This window comes from Nonomuraea sp. NPDC003709 (assembly GCF_040610775.1).
Taxonomy (GTDB): domain Bacteria; phylum Actinomycetota; class Actinomycetes; order Streptosporangiales; family Streptosporangiaceae; genus Nonomuraea; species Nonomuraea angiospora_A.
On sequence record NZ_JBEXMW010000004.1, the window covers coordinates 417,918 to 433,993 of the forward strand.

Genomic DNA, 16,076 nt, shown 5'->3' on the forward strand with positions numbered 1-16,076 from the left:
TGCGGGTGGACATCGCTGTACGAAACCTTCGTGACCGGCTCCGCGGCGCGCTGATCCCCGCCGCGGCCACCCCCATGACCGCGTCCGGCGAGGTGGACCTCGACCTGGTCTCCCGCTACCTCGCCGGCCTGGTGGCCGACGGCGCCACCGGTCTGGCCGTGCTCGCCCACACGGGCCGCGGCCCGTACCTCGCCCCTGACGTCCGCGCCGCCGTGATCGAGCGCGCGGTCGCCTGCGCCGGTAAAGCGGGCGTCCCGGTGCTGGCCGGCGTGGGCGGCGGGGCGGAGGACCCGGCGGCGCAGGCGCGGGTGGCGGCCGAGCTGGGGGCGGACGGCGTGCTCGTCTTCCCGTCGGACGGTGACCGGGTGGCGCTGCACGAGGAGGTGTGGCGGGCGGCCCGGCTGCCGATGATCGCGTTCGACCTCTACACGCGCCCGTGCCCGGCCGGAACGCTGCGTGAGCTGCTGGCGCATCCCGGCGTGGCGGGGCTGAAGACGGCGCTGCTGTCGGACGCGATGGGCTGCCAGCGCGCCATCGCGCTGGCCAGGGAGGCGGACCGGCTGGCGATCACGGGGGAGGACCGCATGTTCGGCCCGTCTCTGCTGTGGGGGGCCGAGGCGGCCCTGGTCGGCATCGCCGCGGCGAGCGTCGGGGTGACCGCCGCGGTCCTGGAGGCGTTCGCGGGCAAGGATCTGCGCGCGTTCGAGGAGGCGTCCGGGCGGCTGGACCGGCTGGCGCAGGTCACGTTCACCGAGCCCATGGAGGGCTACGTGCAGCGCATGCTCTGGCTGGCCGCCGCCGAGGGGCGCGTGCCCGAGACGCATTCCCATGACCCGTACGGCCCGCCCCTCCCGGCGGAGGAGCGGGCCGTGATCGTGGCGATGAGCCAGGCGGCTCATTAGCGGCCGGCGATGGCCACCCGGACGAGGTTGCGGGCGCGCACCGCGTACAGGGCCCGGCGGGAGGGGTCGAGCGCCAGCTTGGGCTCGCCGCCGAACCACTGCCCGGCCAGCCCGTCCACGATGGCCTTCGACGTGAACGCGACCAGGTCGATCTTGTAGATCGAGCCGCCGTCCGTGCAGTACGCCACCCGGCCGGTGACGAACAGCTCGCCGCCCTTCGTCCCGACCTTGATCGTCCTGGTGACCTTCCTGCTCCGCAGGTCGAACTCGAACACCTCGCCCGTGCTCGCCATCCCGTACAGGGTGCCGTTCCGGCCGAGGGCGAGCGAGGAGATCATGCGGGCGCCGGGGATCGGCTCCAGCTGCCAGAGCAGCTTGCGCGTGCGCAGGTCGAAGGCGGCCAGGCGGGCGGTCGTCGTGACCGGCGGCAGGCCGAGGCCCTCCTGGATGAGGGTGCCCAGGTAGGCGACGCCGTGCCGGGCGACGACCGAGTAGACGGTCTGGCGCTCGACCACCGGCCGGTAGGTCTCGTACGTGCCCTTCCGGGGCGAGTACAGGGAGAGCGCGCCGTTCATGTGGCCGGGCTCCGGCTGGGTGGGCATCACGATCAGGCCCGTCGTGGCGTCGTAGGCGAGGTCGCGCGGGCGGTCCTGCTGGTTGCCGGTGCGGGCGATCAGGTCGGCCTCGGTCTTGCCGCGGTGGTGCGCGTACAGGGCCGCCTGGGTGTAGATGCCCAGGTACGTGGTGTCGCCGACGGTGAGCAGCGTCTTCGGCTCGCCCGAGATGCCCAGCCGGGTCACCTTGCCGGTCGCCAGGTCGTGGACGTCGGCGCCGCCCTTGCCGCCGACGTAGACGCGCCGGCCGTCGGAGTGCACGGACATCGGCTCCTCGGGTGCCGCCTTGAAGCCGCGCTGGACGAGGTTGACGTAGTCGAGCGAGCCGGTCGCCGGGTCGTAGACGAAGACCGCGCTGTCCTGGATGCCGTAGATCCGGCCCTCGTGGGCCAGGATGCGGTGGGTCAGGGCCTCGAAGTAGGGGACGCCGAGCACCTCCAGCTTCTCCGTGGCCAGGTGGTAGCGGTAGAACGTGCCGGAGGGGCGGCCGGCGAAGTAGACGTACCCGTCGTGGATCAGGACCGCGACGATGTACTTCTCGCCGGCCGCGGTGGCCTTGACGACCTTGTAGTTCTGCGGCGCGGCCTTCTCCAGGACGAGCAGCTCGCCCAGCGAGTTCATGCCGCCGGCCAGGTGGGTCTCCGACATGCCCATGCTGGAGACCCAGTCGCGGTCGGCCACGGCGGACGGCAGGAGCTCGCGCTTCTCGCCGGTCCTGCGGTCGATCGCGATCAGGTGGGCGTTGGCGCCGATCCCGGCGTACACGTACGTGTCGTCGGCCTGGATGCTGCGGACGTACGCCTCGCCGGGGGCGGGCTGGCCCAGGTCGCGGCTGGTGCCGGTGGCCGGGTCGTACTCCCAGACGCGGCCGGGCTCCGACGTGCCCAGGTAGACCTTGCCGTCGGGGGAGGAGGCCATGGTCCAGATGTAGTGGTCGGGGTATTCGGCGACCTTGGTGACCTGGCCGGCGATCGTGTCGATCTTGTACAGGTCGGATCTCGCGTGGGTGCCGACGTAGACGTCGGTGCCGACCTTGCACATCGCCCAGATGCCCACGCCAGTCGGGATGTCGAAATGGGTCGTGACCGAATCCTGGCCGAGGTCGAACGCGCCGACCACGTTGGGCGACAGGCCGCGCGAGCCGGCGTAGAGCACGCCGCCGACGAACTCGCCGTTGCCCAGCGGGCTGGCGACGCTCGCCGGCCCCAGGTCGGTGAGGGTGCCTTCGGGCTGGGCTTTTTGGTGGGTCGCGGCGCGGGCCGGCGTGGTCGTGAACGTGGCGGCCGCCGTGGTCGCGGCGGCCGCCTGGAGGAAACGACGGCGGGGGATCATGCGCGGGCTCCCTTGGTGAAGTTTGGGCCGCACGCTATAACGGGCTAGGCCGTAATGTCCAGAGCGAAGAGCTCCGCGGCGTTGCGCCAGGCGATCCGCTCGGCGGTCTCACCCGTGAGCCCCGCCGCCGCGACCGCCCCGAACGCCGACGAGGGGTCGATCAGCGTCGCGTCGGTGCCGAACAGCAGCTGCGCCGGGTCCACGGCCGCCACCACCTCCGCGATGCGGCCGGCGGGGAAGTGCGACCAGCAGGGCTCCAGGTAGAGGCGGTCGCAGGCGTTCGCGGCCTCGACGGCGTACCGGAACCCGTCGGCTCCCATGTGCCCGGCGATCACCCGCAGGTCCGGGATGTCCGCGCAGACCTCCGCCAGGGCGAGCACGGACGTGCCCCAGGTGTGCACGAGCGCGGGCCGCCCGGTCGCGGCCACCAGCGTGAGCGCGTCGCGGAGCTGGGCGGAGCCGACCGGGGAGCCCGTGTAGTCGGTGTGGATCTTGACGCCGACGAACCGGCCGCCCGGCAGGTACGCCGCCAGGTCCGCCTCCGCCTCGCGCAGCCGGCGCGGGTTGGCCGTGACGTAGCCGAGCAGGCGGTCCTGCGTCTCCAGGTAGGAGGCGAGGGCTCGGTTGCCGGCGGCGGCGTCGTAGATGACGGCCTCGGTGGCGGAGACGATCGCGCGGTCGATGCCGTAGCGGTCCATGGTGGCGAGGTTGGCCTCGGCCACGTCCATGGTGAAGAACCACGGGCCCCAGTGGGCGTGCACGTCGATGATCATGACTGTGGCCTCCTCAGGAGCCGTTCCGCGTTGCCGCCCGCCACGGCGGCGATCTCCTCCGGCTTCAGCCCGCTGGTGGCCAGGCGCAGGAGGGGCACGAGCGGCTCGTAGTGAGGGGCGCGCGAGCCGTACAGGAGCCGGTCGCCGCCGAGCTCGGCGGCGGCGAGCTCCAGCGCGTCGGGGGAGTTGAGCAGGCGGGTGGAGGTGTGGAAGCCGGGCTCGTCCGCGGCGGCCACCAGGAAGTCGCCCAGGTGGTAGAAGTGCGTGTCGAGGAAGACCACGTCGGCCCCGAGCCCCGCGAAGGGCTGCCAGAACCTGCGCACGTCGCCGCCGGTGAGCACCACCAGGCCGAGCCGCGCAGCCCGGCGCGCGACGTGCCTGACGGACGGGAAGCCCGCCTCGACGCCCTGCTCGTCGGGGAACAGCCGGACGGCCCGGACGCCTCCGGCGGCCAGCCGCTCCAGCTCGCGCGCGGCGCCGATCGGGTCGCGCAGGTCCACGGCTCCGACGGGGACGACCTCCGGGGCCGCCCGCGCGATCAGCTCGTCCTTGCCAGACCGCACGCCGATCAGCTCGTCGTTGCCCGAGCGCACGTCGAACAGCGCGGCCCGCAGGCTCGCCACCGCCGCGGCCCTGATCCGGTGCTCGCCCAGCAGCCGCAGCACCTGGTCCGGGGCGCCGGGCGGGCCGTCGCGGTCGGGGTAGGCCCCGAACAGCACGTCCACGTCCAGCGCCACCTCCAGCCCGCCGACCAGGCGCCACGCGTCGAACGGAATACCGGACCCATCCTCAATCGCCATGCCGCACATCATGCCATTGACGAACTGTGCTTATAAAGTTACGGTCTGGCCCATAATTGCTCAGCAATGAACGCGAGGTGCGCCCATGCTCCGATCCCTCCTGGTAATTCTGTCGGCGCTCTTACCCGCGCTCCTCACCGGCCCGGTCGCGCGGGCGGCGACGGCCTGTGACACCCCGGCCGTGGAGCGATTCGGCCCGGCGTCGGTCACCGGCGCCATCGTGGGCGCCTCCGTGCTCGACGGGCACGCCTACGTGGTGACCCGCGGCCTGAAGCCCCCCGTGCTGGCCGACATCGACCTCGCCACCCGCAAGGTCGTCAGGAGCGTCACCCTGCCCGACGGCCCGGCCGCCGGTGAGCCCGAGGGCGCCTGGGCCACGGCCGTGTCCGGTGGCAAGATCTACGTCGGCACCTACCCGGTGCCCGACCTCTACAGCTTCGACCCGGCCACGGGCGCCGTGGAGCGGCTGGCGTCGTTCGGGAAGAACGGCGGCTTCGTCTGGAGCCTCGCCGCCGCGCCCGACGGCACCCTCTACGTGGGCACCTACCCGGACGGCCGGGTCCGCGAGTACGTGCCGGGCACGGGCGCGGTGCGCGACTTCGGCGTGCTGGTCCAGGGAGAGCGGTACGTGCGCGCGGTCGCCGCCGACGCCACCTACGTGTACGCGGGGCTGCTCGACAAGGGCCGGCTCGTCCGGATCACCCGGGCGGACGGCACGGTGAAGGAGCTGGCCGCCGCCCCGACCGGCATCGGCGCCGTCGCCGTGCACGGCGACCGGGTGCTGGCCGCCGCCGGAGATACGCTGATCGACATCCGCTCGGACGGCACGGACGAGCGCCGGGTGACCCTGACCGGCGGCACGATCGACATGCTGACCGTGGCCGCAGATGACACCGTTTACGCCACTTCCCGGCCCGACGGCGCCGTCCACCGTTACCGCGTGGGCGAGACCGCGTTCACCAAGGTCGCCGAACCGCCGTCCCCTGGCGACGAGACCAGACGGCTGCAGCAGCTCGACGACAACACGATGCTCGGCTTCTCGGGCAGCGGCGGCATGTGGTGGCTCGACCTGCGCACGGGCAAGTCGGAGTTCGTCGACCTCATCGACGCCGGCCTGCCCAGCGGCCCGGAGCGGCCGCAGAGCATGCTCGTCGTGCCCAACCGCGCCGTCTACGTCGGCGGCCACTTCTCCATGGAGGTACGCGACCTGCGCACCGGCGAGAAGCGCAGGTTCCGGATGCCCGGCGAGCCGAAGGACCTTGTGCGGAAGGGCAACAAGATCTACGCCGCCATCTACCCGAGCGGGCAGATCGTCTCCGTCGACCTGCGTACGGACCGCGTGCGCAGCGTCGGCTACCTGGGCCACGGCCAGCAGCGCCCCTGGGACATCGAGTACGACCCCGCCACCGACAAGCTCGTGGTCGCCAGCGCCCCGCTCGGCGCCAAGCTGAACGGCGCCCTGTCCGTGATCGACCCCCGCACCGGCCGCATCGACGTCTACGAGGGCGTCATCCCCGACCAGAGCCTCATGAGCCTGTCGGTCGATCCCCGGGGCGGCGTCGTCTACCTGGGCGGCGACGTGCTCGGCGGGGGCGGCACCCCGCCGGTGAAGACGTCCGCGTCCGTGGCCGCCTTCGACCTGCGCGCCCGCAAGGTGCTCTGGCAGGTGGACCCGATCCCGGGACACCGCACGTTCCAGGACATCAAGGTGCACGACGGGCTGCTGTACGGCGTCTACAAGCGCGACTCGGGCACCTGGATCGCCATGGATCTGGCGACCAAGGCAGTGGTGCGGCAGGGCAAGCTCTCCGGGTACGGCGAGCTGACCGTGCACCGGGGCAGGGTGTTCGCGTCCACGTTCTTCGGCGGCGGGAACGCGTACGAGCTGGGCACCGAGGCCAAGCTGCTGGCCACCGGGCTCGGCGACGAGTGGTACACCAACCCGCAGCTGCACTTCGAGCCCGGCTCCTGGCGGGCCTGGGGGCTCGTGGGCCGCGACCTGGCCAGGATCCGGCTCGATCCGCGCTGCCCGTCCTTGACCGTCACTCCGTAATCTCTGCTAGTTTCGGTCTGTGCCGAAATATGTGATCGATGCCCACCGGCTCATCGGTCCCGTGCCGTTCGACGACCTGCCGACGGACCCTCGGGACGAGATGGACCGGCTGGGCATCGGCCTGGCCTGCGTCACCCACACGCTCAGCCTCTACTCCGACCCGAAGGCGGGCAACGAGGCGCTGCTCGCGCTCGACGACCCCCGGCTCATCCCCGTCCCCGTCGTGGTGCCGGGGGCCGGGGAGCCGGACGGGCCGGACGAGGTGGCGGCATGGGGCGTACGGATGATCAGGCTCTGCCCCGAACGCCACCGCTTCGACCTCACGGGACCGTGGGCCCTGCGGTGGCTGGCCGAGATCGGCCTGCCCGTCGCGATCGACCTCGACGAGACCTCGCCCGCCCAGGTCCGCCACCTCACCGAGCGCCTGCCCAAGCTGCCCGTGCTCGTCCTCAATCCCGGCTACCGCCGGTTGCGCGCGCTGGCGGAGCTGATGGCCGAGGCGCCGAACGTGCGGGCCGAGATCGGCACCGTCAACACCCAGGGCGGCGTCGAGTGGCTGGCGGCGCTGTTCGGGGCGGGGCGGCTGGTGTTCGGCACGGGCGCGCCGGTGTCCGACGACTGCGGTCCCCGCTTCCTGCTCGACCACCTCGACCTGCCCCAGAAGGACATCGAGCGGATCGCCGCCGGGACGCTGGAGGAGCTGCTGTGATCCTCGACGCCCACGGCCACGTCGGCACCTGGCCCGACTTCCTCATCCCCCATCCCACCGCCGAACACCTCGTGGCCGCGATGGACCGGATCGGCGTCACCGCGATGGGCATCAGCCACCTGCTCGCGGTCGGTCCCGACGCCGTGCGCGGCAACGAGCTGGCCATGGAGATCGCCGGGCGTTTCCCCGGCCGGTTCGGGGTGTGGCAGGTCTACAACCCGCACCACCGCACCCCGCTCGCCCGCGACGGCGTGTGGGGGGTCAAGCTCCACCCCGACGTGCACCAGTGCCGCCTGGACGACCCCCTGTACGAGCCGGTCTGGCGGCTCGGCCTGCCGGTCCTGGCGCACGGCCAGACGGACTCGCCCTGGAGCGACCCCGCCCAGTTCGCCGCCGTCGCGGCCCGGCAACCGCACGTGCCGCTGATCATGGGGCACACCGGGCTCTGGGCGTACGGGTTCGGCCGCGCGGCCCGTCTCGTGGCCGACCTGCCGAACGTCTACCTGGAGACGTGCGGATCGAAGATGACCGGCCGGTGGATCGCCCGGCTGGCCGCCCTGGCGGGGGCCGAGCGGGTGCTGTTCGGCTCGGACGCCTGCTTCCTCGACCTGCGCACCGGCTACGGCCGCGTCGCCCTGGCCCCGCTCACCGACACCGACCGCGCCCTCATCCAGGGCGCCAACCTGGCCCGCCTGCTCGGCCACTCGTGAAGGCCCGCCCGTAAGGGGCTCGCCTTGTGAGGTCCACTCGTGAAGGTCCACTCGTGAAGGGACGTCTCCCCGTGACGCTCGCCATCCACGGCGGCACTCCTGTCCGCTCGGCCCCCTGGCCCGCCTGGCCGCCGCCCCTCGACCCCGCGCAGCGCGAGCTCGTCACCAAGGTGCTCGAGAGCGGCCTGTGGGGAGCCACGCAGGGCGGTTCCGTGGTGGCGGACCTGGCCGGCGCGTTCGCCCGCCGCTCCGGCGTCCCGTACGGCGTCGCCGTGGGCAACGCCACGCTGGGCCTGTTCGCCGCGCTGCGCGGCCTCGGCGTGGGCAGGGGGGACGAGGTGATCGTCCCGGCGTACACGTTCGTGGCCTCGGCCACCGCCGTGCTGCTGGCCGGCGCCGTCCCCGTCGTCGCGGACGTGGACCCGGTGGACCTGCACCTGTCCCCGCGAGCCGTGCAGGACGCCGTGACCGGCAGGACCGCGGCGATCATGCCCGTGCACCTGGCGGGCAGCCCCGCCGACATGGACCCGCTCAACGACCTGGCCGCCCGGCACGGCCTCGCGGTCGTCGAGGACGCCGCCCAGGCGCACGGCGCCACGTACCGGGACCGTCCCGTGGGCGGTCTGGGCGACGCGGGGGTCTACAGCTTCCAGGCGAGCAAGGCGATGACCGCCGGCGAGGGCGGCCTGATCGTCTGCCGCGACCAGGCCGTGCACGACCGCGTCTGGTCGGCCTGCAACGTCGGCCGCGCGCCCGGCGGCCGCTGGTACGGCCACCCGTCCGTCGGCTGGAACCTGCGCCTCACCGAGATCCAGGCGGCGCTCCTGCTGCCCTGGCTGGACCGCCTCGACGAGGAGATCGACCGCAGGAACGCCTTCTGCGCCGCCCTGGAGCGCGAGCTGGCCCACGTCCCCGAGGTGACCGTGGTGCCGCCGCCGGAGGGCACGACCCGCGACTCGCGCCACCTGCTCATGCTGCGCCTCGACGCCGGGGTGGACCGGGAGTTCGTGCTGGCCGCCATGGCCGCGGAGGGGGTGCCGCTCGACGCCGGCTACCCGTCGCTCGGCACGATGGAGGCCCTCACCGCCGAGGGCACCCGCGTCGAGCCGTGCCCGGGCGCCGAGGAGGCCGCCAGGACCGTGGTGTGGGTACGCCAGGCCATGCTCATGGACGCCCCCGAGGCGGCCGGCGACGTCGCCGAGGCCCTCGCGAAGGTGCTCGCCAATTAGATCCTTGGCCGTAATTCGTCGTTGAGGGCGAAACCAGCTCCATTTTTTTGGTTTCGGCCATGACCTTAATTAAGCGCATGCTGGCATGCGGCATGGCGGCCACCCTCGCCGTGCTCGGCGCCGCCGCCCCCGCGGTCGCGGCGGCGCCCCGTGTGGAGGATCTCGGCGTCCCTCTGGAGCCGGTAGCTGCCGGACATGCGTCATTCACCCACCTCCATGCATCCGTGGTCTTCGTCTGCGTCGCGCCGGTCAGTGGGCGGCGTGCCGGGTTCGGCCCGGGCCGGAGTCGAGAGGGATAAGGCAACGAGGAGCGTTGCGAGGATGGTGCGCACGTACGACCTCCCAGAGCGATATAACGGGCTTGACCGTAATTGGCCGGAGGGTGCCGTGACAAGATGTCGGGATGGGACCGACGCGGATCATGGCGGTGCGGCACGGGGAGAGCGAGGCCAACCTCGCGCACCGGGAGGCCGGGTCGGCGCCCCTGGTCTACGAGCGCGGGGACGACGAGGTCACGCTGACGGACCTGGGCCGGGCCCAGGCCGCCGCGTTCGGGCGGTCGCTGGCGGGCCTGCCCGCCGCCGAGGCCCCCGAGGTGGTGTGGTGCTCGCCCTACCTGCGGGCGCTCGACACGTGGCGGGTGGCCCTGCGGGCGTGGGGCGCCGGCCCGCTCCCGCTCACCGTGGACGGGCGGCTCAGGGACCAGGAGGCGGGCGCGTTCGCGCGCTACAACCTGGCCGCGATCAAAGAGCGCTTCCCCGAGGAGATGGCGCGGCGGGAGGCCGAGGGCGCCTACGCCTTCCGGCCGCCCGGCGGCGAGTCGCTGGCCGACGTCGTGGCGCGGCTCCGTGATCTCCTCGCCGACCTGCGCGAGCACGCGGCCGGGCGGCGGGTGCTGATCGTCGCCCACGACTCGGTGGTGCTGGGCCTGCGCCACGTCCTGGCGGGCGGCCCGGACGCGGATCTGGCCGCCGTCCTGGAGTTCGCGCCGGTGCTGAACGCCTCCGTCTCCGTGTGGGACGGCTCCGGGCTCGTCCGGTTCAACGACGTCGGCCACCTCTAGCCGGTCTCGACGGCGTCGCCCGTCTCTGGTCGGTCTCGACGGCTCCCGCCACCTCTGGCCGGTCTCCGATCAGCCGGTCGCGGCGGCGTCGCCCGTCCCTGGCCGGTCCGGCCCGGTCTCGACGATCAGGTCGGCCCGGTCGCGCGTCCGGTCCTCGGCGAACCACTTCTCCTCGGCCGCGAACCACTCCAGCCACCGCGGCTCCAGCTCGGCCCCGTCCCGCTCCATGACCCGCGCGAAGCGCAGCGCCCGCGGCGCGTCCATCCAGACGGTGAAGGCCAGCAGGCGGGCGATCGAGGCGCGGGCCGTGCCGACGCCCTCGATGACCAGGACCGGCGCGACCGGGACCGCCACGTGCTCGGCGTACTCGCCGCGCACCCAGTCGTACCTGCGGAAACCCCCGGGCTCGCCGTCCCGGAGCCGGACCAGCACCTGCGACTCCAGCGCGTGGAACCAGCCGCCGGGCCCCTCCTCCCACGGCACGGGGAAGTCGTCGCTGTGGATCACCTGGCAGCCGAGCGCCGCCCCCAGCCGCCCCGCGAACGTCGTCTTGCCCGCCCCCGCCGGCCCGTCCACGGCCACCAGCCGGACGGGGCCGCACGAGGGGCGCAGGGTCATGATGCGATCGGCCAGGTGGTTCACCGGACCCAGGGTAGAAGACGTGGTGTGGGCTACTGAGAGAATGTTCTTTCGCCCCGAATGCAAGCAGGAGGTTGATCTTGCTCGGACCCCTCGGTGACATCGTCGTGCTCGATCTGTCAAGGGCCCTGGCCGGGCCGCACGCGGCGCAGATGCTGGGTGACCTGGGCGCTCGGGTGATCAAGGTGGAGCATCCGGACGGGGGTGACGAGTCGCGCGGGTGGGGGCCGCCGTTCGTCGGACCGGATCACGAAATTTCGACTTATTTCCTGGCAGCCAACCGCAACAAGCAGTCCATCGCCGTCGACCTCAAGTCCGCCGACGGCAAGCGGCTCATCGAGCGCCTCGTCCGCCAGAGCGACGTACTGATCGAGAACTTCCGCACCGGCGTGCTCGACCGCCTGGGCTTCTCCGTCGAGCGCCTCCACGAGCTCAACCCACGCCTGGTCATCCTGTCGATCACCGGCTTCGGCCACGACGGCCCGGAGGGCGGGCGGCCCGGCTACGACCAGATCGCCCAGGGTGAGGCCGGCCTGATGTCGCTGACCGGGCCGTCGCCCGACGAGCCCTACCGCGTCGGCGCCTCCATCGCCGACCTGCTCGCCGGCATCCACGGCGCGTACGGCGTCACCGGCGCCCTCTACGAGCGCGAGCGCACCGGCAAGGGCCGTGTCGTACGCACCTCGCTGCTGGCCGCCATCACCGGCGTCCACGCCTACCACGGCACCGCCTGGACGGTCGGCGGCAAGGTGCCGGCGGCCGGCGGCAACCACCACGCCTCCATCGCCCCCTACGGCGCCTTCCGCTGCGCCGACGGCATGCTGCAGATCGCCGCGGCCAACGACGGCCAGTGGAAGAAGGTCGCCACGCTCCTCGGCATCGACCCCGACGCCGCGAAGTACGCGACCAACCGGGACAGGTTCGCGCACCGGGACGAGCTGATCGCGGACATGGAGAAGGCCCTGGCGGCCCACGACCGTGCCCACTGGCTGGCCAGGCTGGGCGAGGAGGGCGTGCCCGCGGGCGCGATCAGGACGCTCGACGAGGTCTACGCCTGGGACCAGACCCGCTCGCAGGGGCTGGTCGTCGAGGTGGAGCACCCGGTGCTGGGCACGATCGAGCTGCCCGGGCCGCCGCTGCGCTTCGACGGTCTCGAGGGGTTCGAGCACACCGCGCCACCCGCCCTCGGTCAGGACGGCGACGCCGTACTCGCCTGGCTCGAAGAGCGCGAACGATGATCCGCATTTCGCGGCACCGGACGATCTCTTCGTGCGTCAACATTGCAAGGCTGGCCGACATTTAGGGAGCGATAGTGAGCCGTCCGGACGCGCGCACACTGATCGAAACGATCCTCGACCGGGGGTCGTGGAAGTCGTGGGACGCGCCGCCCGCGGACCCCGCGCCGCCCGGCTCCCCCTACGCCGACGAGCTGGCCGCGGCCCGCGCCAAGTCCGGCTACGACGAGTCCGTCATCACCGGCGAAGGGCTGCTCGGCGGCCGCAGGGTGGCCGTGGTGGCGTGCGAGTTCTCGTTCATGGCGGGCTCGATCGGGGTGGCGGCGGCCGAGCGGTTCACGGCCGCCGTCGAGCGGGCCACCCGCGAGCGGCTGCCGGTGCTGGCCGCGCCCGCGTCGGGCGGCACGCGGATGCAGGAGGGCGCGCTCGCGTTCGTCCAGATGGTGAAGATCACCACCGCGATCCAGCTGCACCGGAGCGAGGGCCTGCCCTACCTGGTCTACCTGCGGCACCCGACGACGGGTGGGGTGTTCGCGTCGTGGGGGTCGCTCGGGCACGTCACGGCGGCCGAGCCGGGTGCGCTGATCGGGTTCATGGGGCCGCGGGTGTTCGAGTCGCTGCACGGCTACCCGTTCCCCGAAGGCGTGCAGGTCTCGGAGAACCTCCACCGCAAGGGCCTGATCGACGCGGTGGTCCCGGCCGAGGAGGCGCGGGAGATCGCGATCAGGGCGCTCAGCGTGCTCGCCGACGACAGGTCGCGGGTGGAGGCGGGCACTCCTCCGGAGGAGGACCTGCGGCCCGTGGAGGCGTGGGAGGCGATCACCCGCTCGCGCCGCGACGACCGGCCCGGCGTACGTACGCTGCTCAAGCTCGCCGCCACCGACGTGACCCCGCTCAGCGGCAGCGGGGAGGGTGAGAACGAGCCGGGGCTGCTGCTCGCGCTGGCCAGGTTCGGCACGGCGCCGGCGGTGGTGCTCGGCCAGGACCGGCGGGTCCAGCGGACCAACTCGCCCCTCGGCCCGGCCGGGCTCAGGGTGGCCCGGCGGGGCATGCGGCTGGCGGCCGAGCTGGGCCTGCCCCTGATCACCGTCGTCGACACGGCGGGCGCCGACCTGTCGAAGGCGGCCGAGGAGGGCGGGCTGGCCGCCGAGATCGCCCGCTGCCTGGCCGAGCTGGTCATGCTCGACGCGCCGACCGTGTGCCTGCTGCTCGGCGAGGGGGCGGGCGGGGCGGCGCTGGCGCTGCTGCCCGCCGACCGGGTGCTCTGCGCCCAGCACGCCTGGCTGTCGCCGCTGCCGCCGGAGGGCGCCTCGGCGATCCTCTACCGCTCGGTGGACTTCGCGCCCGAGATCGCCCAGGCCCAGCACATCCGCGCCACCGACCTGCGCCGCGACGGCATCGTGGACCGGGTCGTCCCGGAGGTGCCGGACGCCGCGTACGAGCCGCGGCAGTTCTGCGAGCGGGTGGGGCGGGCGCTGGAGTACGAGATCGCGAACCTGCTGGAGCTGAGCCCGGCGGACCGTTTCGCGGCCCGCCGGGCCCGCTTCCGCAACCTCGGCTAGAACTTCGGGGCGCGCCGATTGGGCAGCTCGTATCGCCACAACTCCTTGCCGCCGGCGTCATAGCCCGTGAGGGCGACGGTTTCTTCGGCGCCTCCCTTGGGGGCCGGGGCCGCGAACAGCGCCACGTTCTGCCCCCACGAATCCGGTACGGCCTCGGCCGTCGCGGTGGCGCCGCCCTTCATGCGGAACTCCACCTTGGCCGTGCCCGCGGGTGCGTAGCCGTACCAGGCCGTTTTGTGGCTGGCCCATTGGACCGGCCGCTCGGCGTCGAGCAGATCGCTCAGCCGCGCGCCGGGTAGCGGCCCGGGCAGCGCCGGCACCATCTCGCCGTTCTCCCAGAAGGCCGCGCAGCCCGGCACGAGGAGAGCCGTGATGCCCGCCGGCAGGGGCTGAGGGGTGGCCTCGGACCTCGCGGCCTGCCTCGTGCAAGCCTTGTTGGAATTCGGCACCTGCTTGTCCGGCTTGCCCTTCGCCTTGACGATGAAGCCCCCGACCTCGGTGCCGCGCGGGACGCTGACGTGCCAGACCGGGTATGGGGCGCCCGCGCCGCGCAGGAACGAGGCGCGGACCCGCTGCCCGTCGTGGAGCACCGCTTCGACCGACTCCCAGCCCGCGAGGGCCGGGCCGAAGTAGATGTCGGCGCCCGGGTCCGGCAGGTAGGTGGTCGCCTGCTGGAAGGAGTAGGAGTCCGGCGAGAAGCTGATGAAGCAGCCGCTCATGCCCCGGTCGCTCGGCCCGGGCCCGCCGGTGAAGCAGAACCTGTCCCCGTCGTCGGTCCTCTGGGTGAACCAGACGCGTACCGGGCGGCCGGAGCTTTCGGTGCCCGGGAGGGTCATCACCTCGCCTGCGACCTTGTCGTCCTCGAACGGCGCTGCCTCGCCCGGCTCGTCCTGGCTCCAGACCTGCTTACCCGACGCGTCGTAGGCGGTGACGCGGCGACTTTCGGCCCGGTCGTCGGACGGGCTCATGGCGGCGAACAGCGTGACGCCCAGGTTCCAGGGATCGGGCCTGGTCACGACGCTCGCCGTGCTCCCGCCGCCGAACGAGACCTCGATTCTGGCGACGTCCTTGCGGGCGAACCCGATGATCATGTTTCGCCGTGGGCTGACGGTCACCACCGGGTCCGTCGCGGAGGGCAGCTGAGAGCCGAGTTCGGCGCCGTGTCGCGACCAGGTCAGCCGCGTCCCCTCCTTCGTCCGGTACGGCTGGACGGAGATGCCCTGGGACAGCTCCATGGGCGCGCTCATGGGCTGCCCCTCCGGCAGGAACAGGCCGTCGCGGGACCACCACCCGAGGTTCTTGCCGTCGACGTTGGAGATCCGGATCTTGGACATGGGATCCTGGGACGGATAGGTCACCGTCCACAGCCGGTACGGCGCGCCGTCCAGGCTCCGCACCGTGCCCTGGAACTCCTGCCCGCCCTTCGTGACCCCGGTCACCGCGCCCACGTCCTGGAGCGCCAGCCCCCAGTCCATTGCGGTCCCGGCGCCGTCCTGCAGCGTGCTGCCCACAAACCAGGCGTCCACGTCCTCCCACTCGACGGCGTCGGCGCAGGCCCCGTACGGCTCGCCGGCGGCCCGCTCGACGATGTAGCAGACCTCGGGATAGCCCAGCTTCCCTCTGGCGAACCAGATCCGCAGCGGCTTGCCCTCGGAGGGGTTGTCGATGGACGCCTCCTTGCCGAGGGGCGTGCGCTCCTTCATGAGCTGCTGGTAGATCCCGGTCGGGTCGATCGCGGTGTTCCTGCCCAGGCCCCCGTTGAGCAGCGCAGGAACGAACACGGCCAGCAGCGCCACCGGCAGCGCGGCCAGCAGCCACCGGGCCGGCCGGCGGTGCGGCCGGCGCTCCATGATGCGCGCCCAGGCGTTCGGGTCGGGCTCGTAGCTCCGGGCGCGGGCGTCGAACGCGGCTCGAAGGCGCTCTTCCAGGTCGTTCACGCGTCCTCCTCCTTCAGCGCCTTGCCCAGGGCCGCCAGGCCCCGGCTCGCGTGCGTCTTCACCGATCCGGGCGAGACGCCCATGGCGTCGGCGATCTCGCGTTCCGACAGGTCCAGCCAGTAGCGCAGGACGAGCGCCTCGCGCTGGCGGCGCGGCAGCCGGTCCACGGCGGCCAGCAGTTCGCGGTGCTCCTCGGAGACGAGCACGGCGTGCTCGCTGCTGCGCGCCGGTTCGGGAGGGTCGGGGCGGCGCAGTCGTACGAGGCTGAGGTGGCGCAGGCGGTTGCGCGTCAGGTTGCAGACGATGGAGCGCAGGTAGGCCAGGGCGGCCCCGTCGTCGCGCAACCGCCTTGTGTGCAGCCGGGCGAACGCCTCCTGGGCGATGTCCTCAGGGTCGTCCGCGCCGAGCAGCCCGGCCAGGCGTACCAGGGAGTGGTACTGGGCCGCGAACAGGTCGGCGAACGACGGCTGCGCCATGGTCGCTGTTTCGGTCACGTCATAGAGACACCCGGAACGGCG

At 72.8% G+C, this 16,076-nt stretch carries 14 protein-coding genes; 8 read left to right on the forward strand and 6 right to left on the reverse strand.

What is annotated here, in order from left to right; all coding sequences use genetic code 11:
• Positions 1-5: 5 nt before the first annotated feature.
• The gene (locus ABZX61_RS14725) at positions 6-902 is read left to right on the forward strand and encodes a dihydrodipicolinate synthase family protein (RefSeq protein ID WP_350722557.1); all 897 of its coding nucleotides are present in this window, start codon (positions 6-8) and stop codon (positions 900-902) included.
• Here the strand turns inward: ABZX61_RS14725 and ABZX61_RS14730 are convergent.
• Genes ABZX61_RS14730 through ABZX61_RS14740 form a run of 3 tightly spaced genes read right to left on the reverse strand, consistent with a single transcriptional unit; the run spans position 899 to position 4,421 of the window.
• Positions 899-2,848 (reverse strand): hypothetical protein, encoded by a 1,950-nt coding sequence (locus ABZX61_RS14730; RefSeq protein WP_355194651.1) that lies wholly within the window; start codon positions 2,846-2,848, stop codon positions 899-901. The two genes, ABZX61_RS14725 and ABZX61_RS14730, sit on opposite strands and share 4 nt — an antisense overlap.
• A 44-nt stretch (positions 2,849-2,892) precedes the next feature.
• Complete coding sequence (locus tag ABZX61_RS14735; protein WP_355194653.1) at positions 2,893-3,621, reverse strand: amidohydrolase family protein; 729 nt, start codon at positions 3,619-3,621, stop codon at positions 2,893-2,895.
• Positions 3,618-4,421, reverse strand: a complete 804-nt coding sequence (locus tag ABZX61_RS14740; protein ID WP_355194655.1) for an amidohydrolase family protein — start codon at positions 4,419-4,421, stop codon at positions 3,618-3,620. The genes ABZX61_RS14735 and ABZX61_RS14740 overlap by 4 nt, the downstream gene beginning before the upstream one ends.
• 85 nt (positions 4,422-4,506) lie before the next feature.
• Here ABZX61_RS14740 and ABZX61_RS14745 point away from each other — a divergent pair, with 85 nt between their 5' ends.
• The 5 genes from ABZX61_RS14745 to ABZX61_RS14765 all read left to right on the forward strand — a co-directional run bounded on the left by ABZX61_RS14745 (position 4,507) and on the right by ABZX61_RS14765 (position 10,185).
• The gene (locus ABZX61_RS14745; RefSeq protein ID WP_355194657.1) at positions 4,507-6,474 is read left to right on the forward strand and encodes a hypothetical protein; all 1,968 of its coding nucleotides are present in this window, start codon (positions 4,507-4,509) and stop codon (positions 6,472-6,474) included.
• A 19-nt stretch (positions 6,475-6,493) separates the two neighbouring features.
• A complete protein-coding gene (locus ABZX61_RS14750; RefSeq protein WP_355194659.1) occupies positions 6,494-7,183 on the forward strand; it encodes an amidohydrolase family protein in 690 nt (229 codons plus the stop codon).
• Positions 7,180-7,893 carry an amidohydrolase family protein gene (locus ABZX61_RS14755; protein WP_355194661.1) on the forward strand — a complete coding sequence of 238 codons (714 nt, stop codon included), beginning with the start codon at positions 7,180-7,182 and terminating at the stop codon, positions 7,891-7,893. The genes ABZX61_RS14750 and ABZX61_RS14755 overlap by 4 nt, the downstream gene beginning before the upstream one ends.
• 53 nt (positions 7,894-7,946) lie before the next feature.
• The gene (locus ABZX61_RS14760; protein WP_355194663.1) at positions 7,947-9,122 is read left to right on the forward strand and encodes a DegT/DnrJ/EryC1/StrS family aminotransferase; all 1,176 of its coding nucleotides are present in this window, start codon (positions 7,947-7,949) and stop codon (positions 9,120-9,122) included.
• 403 nt (positions 9,123-9,525) lie between these two features.
• The gene (locus tag ABZX61_RS14765; protein WP_355194665.1) at positions 9,526-10,185 is read left to right on the forward strand and encodes a histidine phosphatase family protein; all 660 of its coding nucleotides are present in this window, start codon (positions 9,526-9,528) and stop codon (positions 10,183-10,185) included.
• 69 nt (positions 10,186-10,254) lie between these two features.
• On the opposite strand, the gene ABZX61_RS14770 is transcribed toward ABZX61_RS14765, so the two are convergent.
• Positions 10,255-10,827 carry a hypothetical protein gene (locus tag ABZX61_RS14770; RefSeq protein ID WP_355194667.1) on the reverse strand — a complete coding sequence of 191 codons (573 nt, stop codon included), beginning with the start codon at positions 10,825-10,827 and terminating at the stop codon, positions 10,255-10,257.
• A 77-nt stretch (positions 10,828-10,904) separates the two neighbouring features.
• Between ABZX61_RS14770 and ABZX61_RS14775 the strand changes: the two genes are divergently transcribed.
• Together ABZX61_RS14775 and ABZX61_RS14780 are read left to right on the forward strand one after the other, a co-directional pair.
• Positions 10,905-12,062, forward strand: a complete 1,158-nt coding sequence (locus tag ABZX61_RS14775; RefSeq protein WP_355194669.1) for a CoA transferase — start codon at positions 10,905-10,907, stop codon at positions 12,060-12,062.
• A gap of 74 nt (positions 12,063-12,136) precedes the next feature.
• Entirely contained in the window at positions 12,137-13,621 is a 1,485-nt protein-coding gene (locus tag ABZX61_RS14780) for a carboxyl transferase domain-containing protein (RefSeq protein ID WP_355194671.1), read from the forward strand.
• Here the strand turns inward: ABZX61_RS14780 and ABZX61_RS14785 are convergent.
• Positions 13,618-15,558 (reverse strand): hypothetical protein, encoded by a 1,941-nt coding sequence (locus tag ABZX61_RS14785; RefSeq protein WP_355194673.1) that lies wholly within the window; start codon positions 15,556-15,558, stop codon positions 13,618-13,620. The two genes, ABZX61_RS14780 and ABZX61_RS14785, sit on opposite strands and share 4 nt — an antisense overlap.
• Positions 15,555-16,052 carry a SigE family RNA polymerase sigma factor gene (locus ABZX61_RS14790; RefSeq protein WP_350722533.1) on the reverse strand — a complete coding sequence of 166 codons (498 nt, stop codon included), beginning with the start codon at positions 16,050-16,052 and terminating at the stop codon, positions 15,555-15,557. Before ABZX61_RS14790 ends, ABZX61_RS14785 begins: the two co-directional genes overlap by 4 nt.
• Positions 16,053-16,076 lie beyond the last annotated feature (24 nt).